This is a genomic window from Pseudomonas sp. P7759, from assembly GCF_013386445.1.
In the GTDB taxonomy this organism is placed as follows: Bacteria; Pseudomonadota; Gammaproteobacteria; order Pseudomonadales; family Pseudomonadaceae; genus Aquipseudomonas; species Aquipseudomonas azotoformans_A.
Map to the genome: position 1 here is coordinate 17,786 of NZ_JACART010000056.1, position 15,841 is coordinate 33,626.

11 protein-coding genes and 2 pseudogenes are annotated in these 15,841 nt (G+C 61.2%); 8 read left to right on the plus strand and 5 right to left on the minus strand.

Features of this window, described 5'->3' with window-relative positions; translation table 11 throughout:
* The first annotated feature begins 16 nt into the window (after window positions 1-16).
* Window positions 17-1,306, plus strand: coding sequence for an MFS transporter (locus tag HX823_RS28400; protein ID WP_177077901.1), 1,290 nt, complete (start codon window positions 17-19; stop codon window positions 1,304-1,306).
* Between the two features lie 3 nt (window positions 1,307-1,309).
* Here HX823_RS28400 and HX823_RS28405 read toward each other — a convergent pair whose 3' ends face one another.
* The gene (locus HX823_RS28405; RefSeq protein ID WP_033898410.1) at window positions 1,310-2,680 is read right to left on the minus strand and encodes a gluconate:H+ symporter; all 1,371 of its coding nucleotides are present in this window, start codon (window positions 2,678-2,680) and stop codon (window positions 1,310-1,312) included.
* A gap of 242 nt (window positions 2,681-2,922) precedes the next feature.
* On the opposite strand from HX823_RS28405, the gene HX823_RS28410 reads away from it, so the two are divergent.
* The 3 genes from HX823_RS28410 to HX823_RS28420 are packed head-to-tail and all read left to right on the plus strand — an operon-like array spanning window position 2,923 to window position 8,424.
* Window positions 2,923-4,143: a TolC family protein gene (locus HX823_RS28410; protein WP_038842728.1), complete on the plus strand. Its 1,221-nt coding sequence runs from the start codon at window positions 2,923-2,925 to the stop codon at window positions 4,141-4,143.
* 18 nt (window positions 4,144-4,161) lie between these two features.
* The gene (locus HX823_RS28415) at window positions 4,162-5,268 is read left to right on the plus strand and encodes an efflux RND transporter periplasmic adaptor subunit (protein WP_177077903.1); all 1,107 of its coding nucleotides are present in this window, start codon (window positions 4,162-4,164) and stop codon (window positions 5,266-5,268) included.
* An 18-nt stretch (window positions 5,269-5,286) separates the two neighbouring features.
* The gene (locus tag HX823_RS28420) at window positions 5,287-8,424 is read left to right on the plus strand and encodes a CusA/CzcA family heavy metal efflux RND transporter (protein WP_177077905.1); all 3,138 of its coding nucleotides are present in this window, start codon (window positions 5,287-5,289) and stop codon (window positions 8,422-8,424) included.
* On the opposite strand, the gene HX823_RS28425 is transcribed toward HX823_RS28420, so the two are convergent.
* The 3 genes from HX823_RS28425 to HX823_RS28435 form a co-directional block, all read right to left on the minus strand.
* Window positions 8,348-9,784 carry a heavy metal sensor histidine kinase gene (locus HX823_RS28425; protein ID WP_177077907.1) on the minus strand — a complete coding sequence of 479 codons (1,437 nt, stop codon included), beginning with the start codon at window positions 9,782-9,784 and terminating at the stop codon, window positions 8,348-8,350. The genes HX823_RS28420 and HX823_RS28425 overlap by 77 nt on opposite strands.
* A complete protein-coding gene (locus HX823_RS28430; protein ID WP_010213373.1) occupies window positions 9,781-10,455 on the minus strand; it encodes a heavy metal response regulator transcription factor in 675 nt (224 codons plus the stop codon). The genes HX823_RS28425 and HX823_RS28430 overlap by 4 nt, the downstream gene beginning before the upstream one ends.
* 344 nt (window positions 10,456-10,799) lie before the next feature.
* The gene (locus HX823_RS28435; RefSeq protein ID WP_177077909.1) at window positions 10,800-12,119 is read right to left on the minus strand and encodes an OprD family porin; all 1,320 of its coding nucleotides are present in this window, start codon (window positions 12,117-12,119) and stop codon (window positions 10,800-10,802) included.
* A gap of 226 nt (window positions 12,120-12,345) precedes the next feature.
* Between HX823_RS28435 and HX823_RS28440 the strand changes: the two genes are divergently transcribed.
* The 4 genes and pseudogenes from HX823_RS28440 to HX823_RS28450 all read left to right on the plus strand — a co-directional run bounded on the left by HX823_RS28440 (window position 12,346) and on the right by HX823_RS28450 (window position 14,730).
* Complete coding sequence (locus tag HX823_RS28440) at window positions 12,346-12,678, plus strand: DUF2790 domain-containing protein (RefSeq protein ID WP_177050420.1); 333 nt, start codon at window positions 12,346-12,348, stop codon at window positions 12,676-12,678.
* A 196-nt stretch (window positions 12,679-12,874) separates the two neighbouring features.
* A pseudogene (locus HX823_RS32400) lies at window positions 12,875-13,561 on the plus strand (PAS domain-containing protein); the annotation flags it as partial.
* Between the two features lie 108 nt (window positions 13,562-13,669).
* Window positions 13,670-14,101: pseudogene (locus HX823_RS32405) on the plus strand (methyl-accepting chemotaxis protein); the annotation flags it as partial.
* Window positions 14,102-14,154: 53 nt separating this feature from the next.
* A complete protein-coding gene (locus HX823_RS28450; RefSeq protein ID WP_177077913.1) occupies window positions 14,155-14,730 on the plus strand; it encodes a flavin reductase family protein in 576 nt (191 codons plus the stop codon).
* Window positions 14,731-14,737: 7 nt separating this feature from the next.
* On the opposite strand, the gene HX823_RS28455 is transcribed toward HX823_RS28450, so the two are convergent.
* Window positions 14,738-15,547 carry an AraC family transcriptional regulator gene (locus HX823_RS28455; RefSeq protein ID WP_177077915.1) on the minus strand — a complete coding sequence of 270 codons (810 nt, stop codon included), beginning with the start codon at window positions 15,545-15,547 and terminating at the stop codon, window positions 14,738-14,740.
* Window positions 15,548-15,841 lie beyond the last annotated feature (294 nt).

The following is a 15,841-nucleotide window of genomic DNA, read 5'->3' on the forward strand; positions in this document are numbered from 1 at the left end:
TCTGCCGAGCCTCCACATGACTGCCACCCTTCCTGCACAGGCGCAGCGTTTTTCCCGCTCCGACTACAAAACCCTGGGCCTGGCCGCCCTGGGCGGTGCCCTGGAAATCTACGACTTCATCATCTTCGTGTTTTTCGCGCTGACCTTGAGCCAGCTGTTCTTCCCGCCGGAAATGCCCGAGTGGCTGCGCCTGCTGCAAAGTTTCGGCATTTTCGTCACCGGCTACCTGGCGCGCCCGCTGGGCGGCATCCTGATGGCTCACTTTGCCGATCATCTGGGACGCAAGCGCGTGTTCAGCCTGAGCATCCTGATGATGGCGCTGCCCTGCCTGCTGATCGGGATCATGCCAACCTACGCGCAAATCGGTTATTTCGCACCGCTGATCCTGCTGGCGTTGCGCGTGCTGCAAGGCGCGGCGGTGGGCGGTGAAGTGCCGAGTGCCTGGACCTTCGTCGCCGAACACGCGCCGCCCCACCATCGCGGTTACGCCCTGGGCTTCCTGCAAGCCGGCCTGACCTTTGGCTACCTGCTCGGTGCGCTGACGGCGACCCTGCTGGCGCACGTCTTCACCCCGGCCGAAATCCTCGACTACGCCTGGCGCTTTCCCTTCCTGCTCGGCGGCGTGTTCGGCGTGATAGGCGTGTGGCTGCGGCGTTGGCTCAGCGAAACCCCGGTGTTCCTCGAAATGCAGGCCCGCCGCCAGGCCGCCGCCGAACTCCCTCTGCGCACCGTATTGCGTGACCATCGCGCCGTACTGCTGCCGGCGATGATCCTCACTTGCGTGCTCACCTCCGCCGTGGTGGTGTTGGTGGTCATCACCCCGACCATGATGCAGAAAACCTTCGGCATGACCCCCAGCCACACCTTCGCCTTGAGCGCCTTGGGCATCGTGTTCCTCAATATCGGTTGTGTGCTGGCGGGCTTGCTGGTCGACCGCATCGGCGCCTGGCGCGCGGTGCTGGTCTACAGCCTGTTGCTGCCGGTGGGGATTGCGGTGCTGTATGCCAGCCTGATCAGCGGCGGTATCTGGCTGGGTGCGGCGTACGCCGTGGCGGGCTTGAGCTGTGGCGTGGTGGGCGCGGTTCCGTCGGTGATGGTCGGCCTGTTTCCGGCGCAGGTGCGGGTGTCCGGGATTTCCTTCACCTACAACATTGCCTACGCGCTGTGGGCGAGTACCACGCCGTTGTTGCTGATTGCGCTGATGCCGACCAGCCCGTGGATTTGCGTGGGGTATTGTGTGGTGATGGGGGCGGTGGGGGTGGTGAGTGTGGCGCTGTTCGGCAAGCGCCACACCTTGGCCGCCTAGACTTTAAGTCAGGAAGTGCCAGAACAGCAGCGTACCGATCAAGCCAACCACCGAAACAATGGTCTGCAACACCGACCACACCCAGATCGTCTGCTTCAACTGCAAGCCGAAGTACTCACGCACCATCCAGAACCCGGCGTCGTTGACGTGGCAGAAGAACACCGAACCGGCGCCAATCGCCAGCGCGACCAATGAACTCTGTGTCGCGGCAAGCCCGGCCATCATCGGCGCGAGGATACCGGCGGTGGTCGTCGTGGCAACGGTGGCCGAGCCGGTGGCCTGGCGCAGCGCAACTGCAATCAACCACGCGAGTAGCAGGTAGGGCATGTGCGCGCCTTCGGCGACCTTGCTGATGGTCTGGCTCACGCCGGCATCCAACAGGGTTTGCTTGAGGCCGCCGCCGGCGCCGATGGTCAGCAGCAACACGGCGATGGGCGCGAGGGCCTTGCGCAGGGTGTTGCCGACCTCGGTGCGCGGCATGCCGGCGGCCCAGCCCAGGCAGATCACGGCGGCGATCACGGCCAGGCCGAGGGCGATCAGCGGTTCGCCAAGGAATTTCAGGGTCAGGCCAAGGGTGCTTTCAGCCGGCAGCGCGACCTTGGCCAAGGTGCTGCCCAACATCAGAATCACCGGCAACAGAATAATCAACAACGACACTGCAAAACTCGGCTGGCGCGGTGCCTTGGGCGGTGCGCTGAACAGCGCGCCGATATCCGCAGGCTCATCCACATGCAGGCGCTTGGACAGCCAGTTGCCGTAGATAGGGCCCGCCAGGATCACCGCCGGTACCGCGATGCAGAAACCCAGCAACATGGTCAGGCCAAGGTCGGCGTGCAGCGCGCCTACCGCAATCAGTGGCCCTGGATGGGGTGGCATCAGGGCGTGCAGGGTGGTCATGCCCGCCAGTGCCGGGATGGCGATTTTCAGCAGCGGCTGGTTCGAACGTTTAGCCATCACAAAGATGATCGGCACCATCATGACCAGGCCCACTTCAAAGAACAGCGGCAAGCCGATCACCATGGCGACCAGCGCCATCACCCAGGGTAATGACTTGCCCTTGCCCAACCCGAGCAAGGTCGTGGCGATGCGGTCGGCTGCACCGGATTCCGCCATCAGCGCGCCGAGCATCGAGCCCAGGGCGATGATGATCCCGGCTTCACCGAGGATCGCGCCGGCACCTTTACTGAACGCCTTGGCCACTTCTTCAGGCGGCAGGCCCGCGCCGACCCCGGCGATAAACGTGCCGATCAGGATCGACAGGAATGGCGGCAATTTGGTCGCACTGATCAGCACGATGATGCTGGCGATGGCTAGCAGTACACAGAACATAAGGCGGGTGTCGTGAACCATCCACGCGGCAGTCGATAACTCCAAAACGGGACTCCTTATCGAACAGGTTGGGGAAATTGTTTCTTTTTGTTTCCTGCCCGAAAAGCATACCTGATCCCGCGATGGCCAAGTGCTTATGTGCCGTTTTGGTGCGATCAGCGGTATGGTGCCGTGAGGCCCGCCGCAGAGCCATTGCTGTCGGATTTGTAATCTTTGCTCCACCGCCCTGATAAGTCGTGACAGCTACATTGCCCCCGCTTGTACTTCATGGGCGTGGAACTCTCGTTATGGCAATTTCCGTTAGAAAACTTCTGGGGGCGGGCGTGTTGTGGGTGGTTGCCAGCGCGAGCCAGGCACAAACCCTCACCCTCGATTCAGCCCTGCAAACCGCCTTCAGCCACAACCCCGACCTGGCGGCGGCACAATGGGACATCGACATTGCCCAGGGGGGGCGCCAGCAGGCCGGGTTGATCCCCAATCCGGTGGCCTCCTGGGATGTGGAAGACACCCGCCGTGACTCCCGCACCACCAGCATCAAGATCAGCCAGGCCCTGGAACTGGGCGGCAAACGCGGTGCGCGAATCGACGTGGCGTCCCGCGCCCAGGACGCCGCGGCGCTAACCTTGGAGCAACGTCGCAACACCCTGCGCGCCGAAGTCATCGACAACTACTACGGCGCTTTGCGTGCCCAGGAACGCCTCGACTTGGCGCAGCGTTCCATGACGGTGGCCGAGCGCGGGCTGGTTGTCGCCAACGGTCGGGTGACAGCAGGCAAGGCCTCACCGGTGGAGGCCACTCGGGCCCAAGTGCAGCTATCAGAGATTCGCCTGGAACTTGACCGCGCGCAGATTGGCCTTACCGATGCCTATCGTCGCCTGGCCGCCAGTACTGGCAGCGCCGCGCCGAACTTCCAGGCCGTCGCCACACAAAACCCGTCAACACCGACCGTGCCGTCGGCCACCCAGTTGTTGGCGCGCCTTGAGCAGACCACCGAGCTGCGCCTGGCCGAACTGAGCATCCTGCAAAACGAAGCCAGCGTTGGCCTGGAAAAAGCCCAGCGCATTCCCGACCTCGACGTGTCCATCGGCAGCCAGTACGACGCCAGCGTGCGCGAGCGGGTGAACCTGGTGGGCGTGTCGATGCCGATCCCATTGTTCAACCGCAACCAGGGCAACGTTCTCGCCGCTACCCGCCGCGCCGATCAGGCCCGCGACCTGCGCAACGCCACCGAACTGCGCCTGCGCACCGAAACCCGCCAGGCCTTGGACCTGTGGCAGTCCGCGAATACCGAGGTGCGCGCGTTCAACCAGCAGATCCTGCCCGCCGCCCAAAGCGCGGTGGACAGCGCCACCCGTGGTTTCGAAATGGGCAAGTTCAGCTTCCTCGACGTGCTGGACGCCCAGCGCACGCTGATCGCGGCCCGCACCCAATACCTCAACGCCACCGCCCAGGCCACCGATGCCTGGGTGCGTATCGAACGGATTTACGGCGACCTCGCCCGGTTTTGATTTTTCCTGGAGTCCTTTATGAACAACAAACATGGCGTGGCGCTTGCCGTCGCCTTGAGCCTGATGCTGTCCAGCTTTGCAAGGGCCGACGAAGAAGAAGGCGAGCTTGAACTCACCGAGCAGCAGATTCAGGCCGCTGGCATTCAGGTCGCACAGGCACAACCGCGATCGATCAGCACGTTGCTGGTGCTGCCGGGTGAAGTGCGCTTTGACGAAGATCGAACCTCCCACATCCTCCCGCGTACGGCGGGCGTGGTGGAGTCGGTAAAGGTCAACCTCGGCCAATCGGTGAAGAAAGGTGAGCTGTTGGCGGTGATCGCCAGCCAGCAGATTTCCGACCAGCGCAGCGAATTGGCGGCCAGCGAGAGACGGGTCGAACTGGCACGCACCACCTTCCAGCGCGAACGCCAATTGTGGCAAGACAAGATCTCCGCCGAGCAGGATTACCTGCTGGCGCGCCAGACGCTGCAGGAAGCCGAAATCGCCCTGAACAATGCCCGCCAGAAGATGACGGCCCTCAGTGGCAGCGCCGTATGGGTGGGCGGCAATCGTTATGAGCTGCGTGCGCCGTTCGCTGGCGTGGTGGTGGAAAAACACCTGGGTATCGGCGAGGTCGTGAGTGAGACCACTAACGCCTTCACCCTTTCGGACTTGTCCCAGGTGTGGGTGACGTTCGGCGTGTTTCCCAAGGATTTGAACAAGGTCAGGGTCGGCAAGCCGGTCAAGGTCAGCTCCACCGAAATGGGCACTGAAGTGCAGGGCACTGTGGCCTATGTCGGCAGCCTGCTGGGTGAACAAACCCGTACGGCCACTGTGCGCGTGAGCGTGCCCAACCCTGACGATGCTTGGCGTCCTGGTTTGTTTGTCAGTGTGCAACTGGCCACCGACACGTTCCAGGCCAAGGTCACCGTCCCCCAGGAGGCGATCCAGACCGTCGAGGACAAACCTTCGGTATTCATGCGCACCGAACACGGGTTTGTCACCCGTCACCTGGAGCTTGGCGCGAGCGAAAACGGCTACGTCGAAGTGCGCCAAGGTCTCGACGCCGGCGCACAGGTGGCCACCGTTGGCAGCTTCATCCTCAAGTCCGAACTGGGCAAAGGCTCGGCCGAACACGCCCATTGATCCCGCGAGTGATTTCTCATGTTTGAGCGCCTTATCCAATTTGCCATCGAGCAGCGCATCATCGTGCTGTTGGCGGTGCTGTTGATGGCCGGTGTCGGCATCGCCAGCTATCAGAAACTGCCCATCGACGCGGTGCCCGACATCACCAACGTGCAGGTACAGATCAACTCGGCAGCGGCCGGGTATTCACCGTTGGAGACCGAGCAGCGCATCACCTTTCCCATCGAAACCGCCATGGCCGGCTTGCCCGGTTTGCAGCAGACGCGATCGCTGTCGCGTTCCGGGTTGTCCCAGGTCACGGTGATTTTCAAGGACGGCACGGACCTGTTCTTCGCTCGCCAATTGGTCAATGAGCGCCTGCAAGTCGCCCGTGAGCAATTGCCCCTGGGCATCGAGACGGCAATGGGGCCGATTTCCACCGGCCTGGGGGAAATTTTCCTATGGACCGTCGAGGCCAAGGATGGCGCGCTCAAGGACGACGGTACGCCTTACACACCGACCGATCTGCGGGTTATCCAGGACTGGATCATCAAGCCGCAACTGCGCAATGTGCCGGGCGTGGCCGAGATCAACACCATCGGCGGCTTCGCCAAGGAATACCAGATTGCACCCGACCCCAAGCGCCTGGCCGCCTACAACCTGACCTTGAATAACCTGGTCACGGCGTTGGAGCGCAATAACGCCAACGTCGGTGCCGGCTATATCGAGCGCAGCGGCGAGCAACTGCTGATCCGCGCGCCGGGGCAATTGGCGTCCATCGACGACATCGCCAATATCGTCATCACCAGTTCGGATGGCACGCCGATTCGCGTGCGCAACGTGGCCCAGGTCGAGATCGGCCGCGAGCTGCGTACCGGTGCCGCCACCGAAAATGGCCGCGAAGTGGTGCTGGGCACGGTATTCATGTTGATCGGCGAAAACAGCCGCAGCGTGTCCCAGGCCGTGGCGAAAAAGCTTGAAGAGATCAACCGTTCTCTGCCCGAAGGCGTGGTCGCCGTCACCGTCTACGACCGCACCAACCTCGTCGAAAAAGCCATCGCCACCGTGAAGAAAAACCTCTTCGAAGGTGCGCTGCTGGTGGTCGCAGTGCTGTTCCTGTTCCTCGGTAATATTCGCGCCGCGCTGATCACCGCGATGGTGATTCCCCTGGCGATGCTGTTCACCTTTACCGGAATGTTCACCAACAAGGTCAGCGCCAATTTGATGAGTCTCGGCGCGCTGGATTTCGGCATCATCGTCGACGGCGCGGTGGTGATCGTCGAGAACGCCATTCGCCGCTTGGCTCACGCACAGCAGCGTCACGGGCGACTGTTGACGCGCAGCGAGCGCCTGCACGAAGTGTTCGCCGCCGCCAAGGAAGCACGGAGGGCGCTGATCTTCGGCCAACTGATCATCATGGTGGTATACCTGCCGATCTTCGCCCTCACCGGCGTGGCCGGAAAGATGTTTCATCCCATGGCGTTTACCGTGGTGATTGCCCTGCTGGGCGCGATGATTCTGTCGGTGACCTTCGTGCCGGCGGCGATTGCGCTGTTCGTCACCGGCAAGGTCAAGGAAGAAGAAAATATCGTCATGCGCAGCGCGCGTCGGGTCTATGCGCCCGTGCTGGATTGGGTGATGACGCGTCGGCCGCTGGTGTTTGGCTTGGCCGTGTTGACCATCGTCGCTTCAGGCGTTGTCGCCAGCCGCATGGGCAGCGAATTTATCCCCAGCCTCAGTGAAGGCGACTTTGCCCAACAGGCCCTGCGCGTGCCCGGTACCAGCCTGACGCAGTCGGTGCAGATGCAACAGCAACTGGAAAAAACCTTGATGGCCCAGGTGCCGGAAATCGAGCGGGTCTTTGCGCGCACCGGCACTGCAGAAATTGCTTCCGACCCGATGCCACCGAACATTTCCGACAGCTACGTGATGCTCAAACCCAAGGACCAATGGCCGGATCCCAAGAAGTCCCGCGAAACCCTGATCGCTGATATCCAGCGTGCCAGTGCGATTGTGCCGGGCAGCGCGTACGAGTTGTCGCAGCCGATCCAACTGCGTTTCAACGAGCTTATTTCCGGCGTGCGCAGCGATGTGGCGGTGAAGGTATTCGGCGATGACATGGCGGTGCTCAACAAGACCGCCGGGGAAATCGCCGAGACCCTGCAAAAGCTCAATGGCGCATCGGAAGTCAAGGTAGAACAAACCTCCGGCCTGCCGGTGCTGACCATCAATATCGACCGCGACAAGGCCGCACGATTTGGCCTGAACGTGGGTGATGTGCAGGACACCATCGCCGTCGCTGTCGGCGGGCGTCAGGCCGGTACGCTGTACGAAGGCGACCGGCGTTTCGACATGGTCGTGCGTTTGTCCGACGCGTTGCGCACCGATATCGACGGGTTGTCGCGGCTGTTGATTCCGGTGCCGGGGAATGCGTCTGGCCAGTTGGGTTTCATTGCGTTGTCCCAAGTGGCCAGCCTGGACCTGGTGCTCGGCCCGAACCAGATCAGCCGCGAGAATGGCAAGCGCCTGGTGATCGTCAGCGCCAACGTGCGCGGACGGGATATCGGTTCGTTCGTCGAGGAGGCCGAGGCGGCGATCCTCGCCCAGGTGAAAGTGCCGGCGGGCTACTGGACCACCTGGGGCGGCCAGTTCGAACAGCTGAAGGAAGCCTCCGAGCGCTTGCGCATCGTGGTGCCGGTGGCGCTGCTGCTGGTGTTTGGCTTGCTGTTCATGATGTTCAACAACCTGAAGGATGGCCTGCTGGTGTTTACCGGCATTCCGTTCGCCTTGACCGGTGGGATCATGGCGCTGTGGCTGCGGGATATTCCGCTGTCGATCTCGGCGGGGGTGGGCTTTATTGCCTTGTCCGGCGTGGCGGTGTTGAACGGCCTGGTGATGATTGCGTTCATCCGCAACCTGCGCGAGGAAGGGCGCTCGTTGTCGATGGCGATCAACGAAGGCGCGCTGACCCGGCTGCGTCCGGTGTTGATGACCGCGTTGGTGGCGTCCCTTGGATTTATCCCCATGGCGCTCGCCACCGGCACCGGCGCTGAGGTGCAGCGGCCGCTGGCGACGGTGGTGATCGGCGGGATCATTTCCTCTACGTTGCTGACCTTGCTGGTGCTGCCGGCGTTGTATCAGTGGGCCCATCGCAAAGAAGAGGAAACACCAGGCTGAACCGTGTAAACCGGCCCGGCTGGCTGCTGACGTCGGCGTGCCCCTGATGCAGGTGCATGATCGACTGCACAATCGCCAGCCCAAGGCCGGTGCCGCCTTCGGCACGGGCGCGGCTGTTGTCGGCGCGGTAGAAACGTTCGAACAGGTGGGGCAGGTGATGGGCTTCGATACCACGCCCGGGGTTGCCCACCGACAGCGACACGTTCTGGTCGTAGCTTTCCACCAGCAGCAACACACTGGAAGCATCGGGTGTGTGGCGAATGGCATTGGACAGCAGGTTGGAGATGGCGCGCTGGATCATCAGGCGATCCCCCATCACCCAGGCATCGCCGCGCAGGCTCAGGTTGATGTGCTTGTCTTCGGCGCTGAGGGCGAACAGCTCCATCACCCGCTGTGCTTCCTGTGCCAGCGACACCGGGGCAAAACCGGCGCGTGCGGCGGGGTGGCTGACCTGGGCGAGGAACAACATGTCCGAGACAATCCGCGACAGGCGCTCCATTTCCTCGGTGCAGGATTCCAGGCCGGCTTTGTATTCCTGCGAAGGCCGCTCGCGGGACAAGGTCACCTGGGCCTTGCCCATCAGGTTGGTCAAAGGCGCGCGCAGTTCGTGGGCCAGGTCGTCGGAGAACTGCGACAGTTGCTGCACCCCGGCGTCGAGGCGATGCAGCATAACGTTGATGCCTTCGGCCAGTTCGCCCAGCTCCTTGGGCAGGTTGTCCAGGGACAGGCGATGGGTCAGGTCCTGGGTGGTGACCTTGGCCGCAACACGGCTGAACTGTTGCAACGGCGCGAGCCCGCGTTGCACCAGCCACCAGGCGCCCATGCCGATCAGGATCAACAGCATCGGCAGGGCGATCACGGTTGAGCGCAGGTAGGCACTGAGCAGCGCCTCATCATCGGAGCGGTCCAGCGACAGCAGCACGCGGACATACTCGCCACCTTGCAAGGGCATCAGGCGCGTCGCACTGAGGATGCGATTGCCCTGGCCGTCGACCCAGTTCAAATAGGCCAGGTTCTTGCCCGTGGGCACGTCTAGCAGCAGCGGTTGCTGGGGCTTGGCGCCGACGCTGAGCAGTACTGGCGCATCGGGCCGTGCGCCGAGGATGGTCAGGTAGATGTTGTCGTGGCCCATCACCAGGTCCAGCAGTGAATGAGGACGGTTGGTGATGCGGTGTTCATCGAGGCCCTGGTTGAGGGTATGGGCCAGTTGCTCCATTTTGTTTTCCAGGCCCTTGCGCGCAAGCTTGTCCAACTCGTGCGTCAGGGCCAGGTACGCCAGGCTCGCCAGCAGCACCACCAACCCGGCGCCCATCAGGCTGACCGTCAGCCCCAGGCGCATCGACAGGCTGCTGGTCTTCATGGGCGCGCCTCCAGCACATAACCCACACCGCGAATGGTATGGATCAACTTCACCTCGCTCTGGTCATCGACCTTGGCGCGCAGGCGGCTGATGGAGACTTCCACCACATTGGTGTCGCAATCGAAGTTCATGTCCCACACCAGCGAGATGATCTGCGTGCGGGTCATCACTTCGCCGGCCTGGCGCATCAGTACGTGCAGCAGGGCGAATTCCTTGGTGGTCAGGTCAATCCGACGGTTGCCGCGATAGGCACGGTGTCGGCGGGGGTCCAGTTCCAGGTCCGAGACGCGCAGCACATCTGGCAGCGGAATGTGCTCGCTGCGCCGCAACAAAGTGCGCACACGGGCGAGCAACTCGGGAAATTCGAAGGGCTTTACCAGGTAATCATCGGCGCCCATGTCCAGGCCCTTGATCTTGTCGGCCAGCCGGCCGCGCGCGGTCAGCATCATCACGCGCTGGTTACCGTCGCGGCGCAGTTGCTCCAGCACTTCCCACCCGTCGGTGTTGGGCAAGTTGACGTCGAGGATCACCAATTCATAGCTGTGTTGCCTGGCCAGGTGCAGGCCATCGATGCCGCTGGCGGCGCAATCGACCACATAACCGCTTTCGGTCAGGCCTTGTTGCAGGTAGTCGGCGGTTTTTTGTTCGTCCTCAACCACAAGGATACGCATGGGGGTTACCTTCAAAGAAAACGAAAAGGGGCATGGCCTCATGGCGAGGCTGAGTAGGCTGTAGGAAAACTCTGAAGCGTGAAGTAGCTTTAGGGTCAAGCCGCGTCAGGCGGGTGCGACGATTCGTCACTGACCCAGCACACAAAAAAAACGCCCCAATCGGGGCGCAAAAAGTTCATCTCTGTTCCAAAGGAGCTACACAAAAGCCGCAGAGATGAGTTGTGTTCGATGTGCAGTGTAAAAAGTGCAACTTAACGGGAAGGTGAGGCCAATATTACAGTTCTGACAGACTTCAACTTGTGAACAGATGTAGCGCATCGGCAAGTGAATGTAATTGGCCTCGCTTAAAGCACTGCAATGGGATACTCGACAATCAAGCGAACTTCTTCCAGGTCCGATTCAAATGCACTTGAGCGCACTGTCGCCTGGCGCAGTCGCAGCGATAAGTCCTTCAAGCGGCCACCTTGCACCACATATTTGGCCTCGATGTCCCGCTCCCAGCGGCGTTGATCGGTGAGCGGATTGCCAGCCGCGTCACGGCGCATGTACACCGCGTTGGCGTTGCTGTAGTCAGCGCCGGTGCCTTTGCCGTAGCGGGTCATGAACGACAAACCAGGAATGCCGAACGCTTGCATGTCCAGGTCATAGCGCAGCATCCACGAACGTTCCTTGGGCGAGTTGAAGTCGCTGTACTGGATCGAGTTGTTGAGGAAGATCGAGTCGGACTGGCGCAGGTAATCGAAGTCGTCATCGCCGTTGTTGCGTTGGTGCGAGACGGCCAGGCTGTGGGCGCCGACCTTGACCCCGAGCCTGGCACTCCAGATGTTGTTGTCGAATTCGCCCAGCAATTTTTTACCTTCGTCCACGGCCTTGTAGTAGTTGAAGTCGCCGAACAGCGAGACGTCTTCGCCCAGCGGATAGTTGCCGGCGGTGCCGAAGTAGTATTGGTCCCAGGCGTCTTTCAAGCGGCTGCTGTAGAGGCTGACGCTGAGGTTTTCGTTGACGGTGTAGTCGCCGCCGAAATAGCCAATCCAGGGCGAGTCGACCGGGCCCGCGTAGAAGGTGGCAAAGCCCTTGTCCATGCCACTTTGCGTCGGCTGGCTCATGCCGCTCAAACGCCCGCCCTGCAAGCTCAGGCCCTCAAGGCTGGTGTTTTGCGCCGTCACACCACGAAAGCTTTCCGGCAAAACGCGCGAATCACCGTACGCCACGACCGGGGTCAGCGGGAATACATCGCCGGCCTTGATCACGGTATCCAGCACGCGCAGTTTCGCCGCGCCGCCGACTTTGCTGTAGTTGTCTTCCGGGCGGTTATCGCTGTCCACCGGCAATACGCCGAACGAGCCTTTGCCACCGCTGCGGCCGGTGCCCGAATCCAGCTTCACGCCGACCATGGCGAATGCGTCCAGGCCAAACCCCACGGTGCCCTGGGTAAAACCGGATTCGAAGCGCCCAATCAATCCCTGCGCCCAGGCTTCTGAGTAGCCGTTGCCGGTGGGGCTGGACTGGCCCTTGCGATCATCGCGGTTGAAGTAAAAGTTACGCGCCAGCACGTTAACGCTGCTGCCTTCAATAAAACCCTCGGGTTTCTCTTGCGCCGCCACGGCGGCCAAGGGCAAGGCGGCGCACAGTGAAAGGGGAAGGCTGTAGTGACGGATACGCATGGTTCGCTCCTAAGTAATGGCAGTTTTCAGCTTCTTATGGGAGTGGGCGTTCTTATTGATCTGGCCCGGGCTGATAGTTGCAAACCGTGGATAACGAAGAAGTGGCGTGAAGATTACAATTCTGGAAGCTCACCGTTATCTAACAAATAAGTAATGTTCTGGTGAAGATTGCGTCAGGGTCAGTTGGTTAGTCTCGGCACTGAACTTTTCAACCGAGGAACTAACCATGAACTTTTATAAAATCGCGCTGGGCGTGTTAACGGCAGTTTTGTCTTTTGGTGTATTGGCCGAGGGCGGGGGTGATCGTACGTTCGCGCTGATGATGGAACGCAACGAAAAAGCCATGGCCGACTATGCCGCCAAAAAGGGCAAGCCAGCGCCCGAGGTCCAGGTGTATCGCTATGGCCTGGAGCTGGACATTGCCAAGGTGGTCAACGTCACGCCACCGATCCGCTCGTGCAACCCGGTGCCGTCGCGCATGACCTATGAAGACTCCAGTGGCAAGCTCAATACCCTTGAGTATCAAGTGATGGGCGTGTGCCGAAACAATGGCAGTTGATGGATCCAAAAATATAGTTGGGAATGGGGCTAAAGCCCTCTTCAGAAAACGCCGGCAGCGCCGATGCAGGTCAGATCCATCTCCCTCATTTGACCATCGGTGCCCCATGTTCAACACCCGTTTGAAGCAGGAGCTGTCGGCTCTTCGCGAAGAATTGTCCAGCTTGAATCAGGTCAAGGAGAGCCTGGAAAGCGAAATGCTGTGCCTGACGCTGGACGCCGAAGGCCGGGTGGAGTGGGCCAATGCTAACTTCCTGCAAGAGTTGGCCTATCAGAGCGGCCAACTGCTGGGGCGAAAGATCGAAGATCTGGAGCCGGTCCATGTGCGTCGGGATGAATTCCAGCAGCGCTTCAAGAACGCCCTGGTGCGCGGCGAACATTTCGCTGGCACGGTGCGCCTGATGCGTGGCAACAGCCAGGAAGTGTGGTTGCGCTCGATTGTGCAACCGGTGCGCAGTTCCGATGGGCGCATCAAGCATTTTTCGATTTACTCCAGCGACCTCACCCGCACCATCGAGGCCTCTCGCGAGCATGAAAACCTGATCACCGCGCTGGTGCGTTCCACCGCCGTAATCGAGTTCGACCTCGGTGGCCACGTGCTGACCGCGAACGACCGTTTCCTGGGCGGCATGGGTTACAGCCTGGCGCAGATCCAGGGCAAACATCACCGCATGTTCTGCGAGCCGGAGGAATACAACAGCACCGAGTACCAGGACTTCTGGAAGCGCCTGAACGCCGGTGAGTTCGTTGCGGCGCGTTTCAAGCGAGTGGACAGCCACGGCCGCGTCGTCTGGCTGGAAGCCACCTACAACCCGGTGATGGATGCCACCGACCGGCTGTACAAAGTCGTCAAGTTCGCCACGGTGATCACCGATCAGGTCAATCAGGAACAGGCGGTGGCCGAGGCCGCGAACATTGCCTACAGCACTTCGCTGCAAACCGATAACAGCGCCCAACGCGGCACTACCGTGGTGACCCAGGCAGTGGATGTGATGCGCGACCTGGCCAAGCACATGCAACAGGCTGGCGAGGGCATCGAGGCGCTGAATGCTCAATCCCAGGTGATCGGGACCATCGTCAAGACCATCAGCGGCATTGCCGAGCAGACCAACTTGCTGGCGCTCAACGCGGCCATTGAAGCGGCGCGTGCAGGCGAGCAGGGGCGTGGTTTTGCGGTGGTGGCCGATGAAGTGCGGCAGTTGGCCTCGCGTACCAGTAAGGCGACCGAGGAGATTGTCGGCGTGGTGCGTCAGAACCAGGACATGGCGCGCGATGCTGTCAGCCTGATGACGGAGGGTCGCCTGCAAGCCGAGCAAGGCCTGGCCCTGGCGGCCGAGGCGGGCACGGTGATCGTGGAGATCCAGGACGGCGCGCAAAAGGTGGTCAGTGCGGTAGGGCAGTTCGCCAACCAACTGTCGAGTTGAGCCTGGGGCTTCAGGTATCTTAGGCGCTTTCTTGCATGAAGAGCCGACCGTCCATGAGCCCTACCCACCGTCGCCCCGTTCCGCTGTCCAAGGCCTACCGTTTGCTCAACCACGGCCCGACCGTGCTGGTGAGCGCCGCGCACAACGGCCAACGCAACATCATGGCGGCTGCCTGGGCCATGCCGCTGGATTTCGAACCGCCGAAAGTCGCCGTGGTGCTGGACAAGGCCACCTGGACCCGCCAATTGCTCGAAGGCGCCAGCACCTTTGTGCTCCAGGTGCCTTGCGTGGCCCAGGCCGATCTTGTGCAAACCGTGGGTAACACCACCGGCGCCGACACTGACAAATTTGCCGCCTACGGCTTGCAGACGTTCAAGGGTGAACACACCGAAGCGCCGTTGCTGGAAGGTTGTGTGGCCTGGCTGGAGTGCCGTCTGCTGCCCGAGCCTCACAATCAGCAGACCTACGATCTGTTCCTCGGTGAAGTGGTCGCGGCCTATGCCGACGCGCGCGTATTCAGCGACGGCCGCTGGCATTTTGAAGGTCATGATGACCTGCGCACCTTGCACCATGTGGCGGGCGGGCATTTCCTCACGATCGGCGAGCCGATTGATGGGCACCAGCTTTAAGCGCTGATCAGCGCCCCAGCATCTTCACCCAACGCGACGGTGGCATGCCGTAGGTGCTGCGAAATTGTCGGGTCATATGGCTCTGGTCAGTGAAACCGGCGGTCATTGCCGCGTCGACCAATGATTGGCCTTGGGCCAACAGGCTGCGCACCAGATCCAACCGACGCATGGTCAGGTAGCGGTAGGGGCTGGTGCCGAACAGCAATCGAAAATCCCGCGACAAGGCCCAGCGGTCGCGGCCGGCATGGTCGGCCATTTCATCCAGGGTGATGCTGCGGCCCAGGGCACTATGGATGAATTCCCGCGCGCGCTCGGCGGCTACATAATCGAAGGTCTTGCGGCTGACGACCCCGCCCGACACGTGGCTGAGCGCGTGGGCCAGGTCGAACAGGGCGTCCTGTTCCTGTAATGGGTCTATAGGGTTTTCGAGGTTCTGCAACAGCACTTCGCTGGCGCGGAACAACCTTGGGTCGGTGGATAAACCGTTGGGGATAAACGGCAACGGCTTGCCGCCGAGAATCTGCTGGATCAGCGACGGCTCGACATAAATCATCCGGTACTTGAACCCCTCGTCGCTGCCGGCGTGGCCGTCGTGGGTCTCATCGGGGTGCAGCACCATGGTGGTGCCGGGCAGGCTGTGGACCATGTCTCCACGATAGTGAAAGCTTTGCACGCCGGTCAATGTACGCCCGATGGCGTAGGTGTCATGGCGATGCGGGTCGAAGGCAAAGCCGGCAAAGTACGCCTCGATACGGTCCAGGCCACTGGCATGCGGGGCGCGGTGAAGCCAGTCGAGGGTGGCGGTGGATTTGCCCATGGTGGTGTGTCACAAAAAAGAGAGGGAAGTACGTTAACCCAGTCTGGCGCGGGTTGTCTGCCGAGTCTTGAATGATCGTGCGGGTTTCTGTTTATGAGCGTCAAAGGGTTATTTTTGTATTGTTTTATAATGAATTATTATTGTTTTACGATAATTTTGTGGTTATCTTGCCTCGACATTCCTTCAGAGAGGCCTTTCATGAATACCCAACGTCTTGCTCAACTCAGCCAGCGTATGTCGATGATCACCCTGCTGCTGATCATCAGCATGTTGGTGCTCAACGCGGCTGTCTGG

What these genes read in the sequence shown, in the direction of transcription:
- HX823_RS28400 (WP_177077901.1), top strand. Translation starts at nt 17, where the DNA reads ATGACTGCCACCCTTCCTGCACAGGCGCAGCGTTTTTCCCGCTCCGAC.
- HX823_RS28410 (WP_038842728.1), top strand. Translation starts at nt 2,923, where the DNA reads ATGGCAATTTCCGTTAGAAAACTTCTGGGGGCGGGCGTGTTGTGGGTG.
- HX823_RS28415 (WP_177077903.1), top strand. Translation starts at nt 4,162, where the DNA reads ATGAACAACAAACATGGCGTGGCGCTTGCCGTCGCCTTGAGCCTGATG.
- HX823_RS28420 (WP_177077905.1), top strand. Translation starts at nt 5,287, where the DNA reads ATGTTTGAGCGCCTTATCCAATTTGCCATCGAGCAGCGCATCATCGTG.
- HX823_RS28425 (WP_177077907.1), bottom strand. Translation starts at nt 9,784, where the DNA reads ATGAAGACCAGCAGCCTGTCGATGCGCCTGGGGCTGACGGTCAGCCTG.
- HX823_RS28430 (WP_010213373.1), bottom strand. Translation starts at nt 10,455, where the DNA reads ATGCGTATCCTTGTGGTTGAGGACGAACAAAAAACCGCCGACTACCTG.
- HX823_RS28435 (WP_177077909.1), bottom strand. Translation starts at nt 12,119, where the DNA reads ATGCGTATCCGTCACTACAGCCTTCCCCTTTCACTGTGCGCCGCCTTG.
- HX823_RS28440 (WP_177050420.1), top strand. Translation starts at nt 12,346, where the DNA reads ATGAACTTTTATAAAATCGCGCTGGGCGTGTTAACGGCAGTTTTGTCT.
- HX823_RS28450 (WP_177077913.1), top strand. Translation starts at nt 14,155, where the DNA reads ATGAGCCCTACCCACCGTCGCCCCGTTCCGCTGTCCAAGGCCTACCGT.
- HX823_RS28455 (WP_177077915.1), bottom strand. Translation starts at nt 15,547, where the DNA reads ATGGGCAAATCCACCGCCACCCTCGACTGGCTTCACCGCGCCCCGCAT.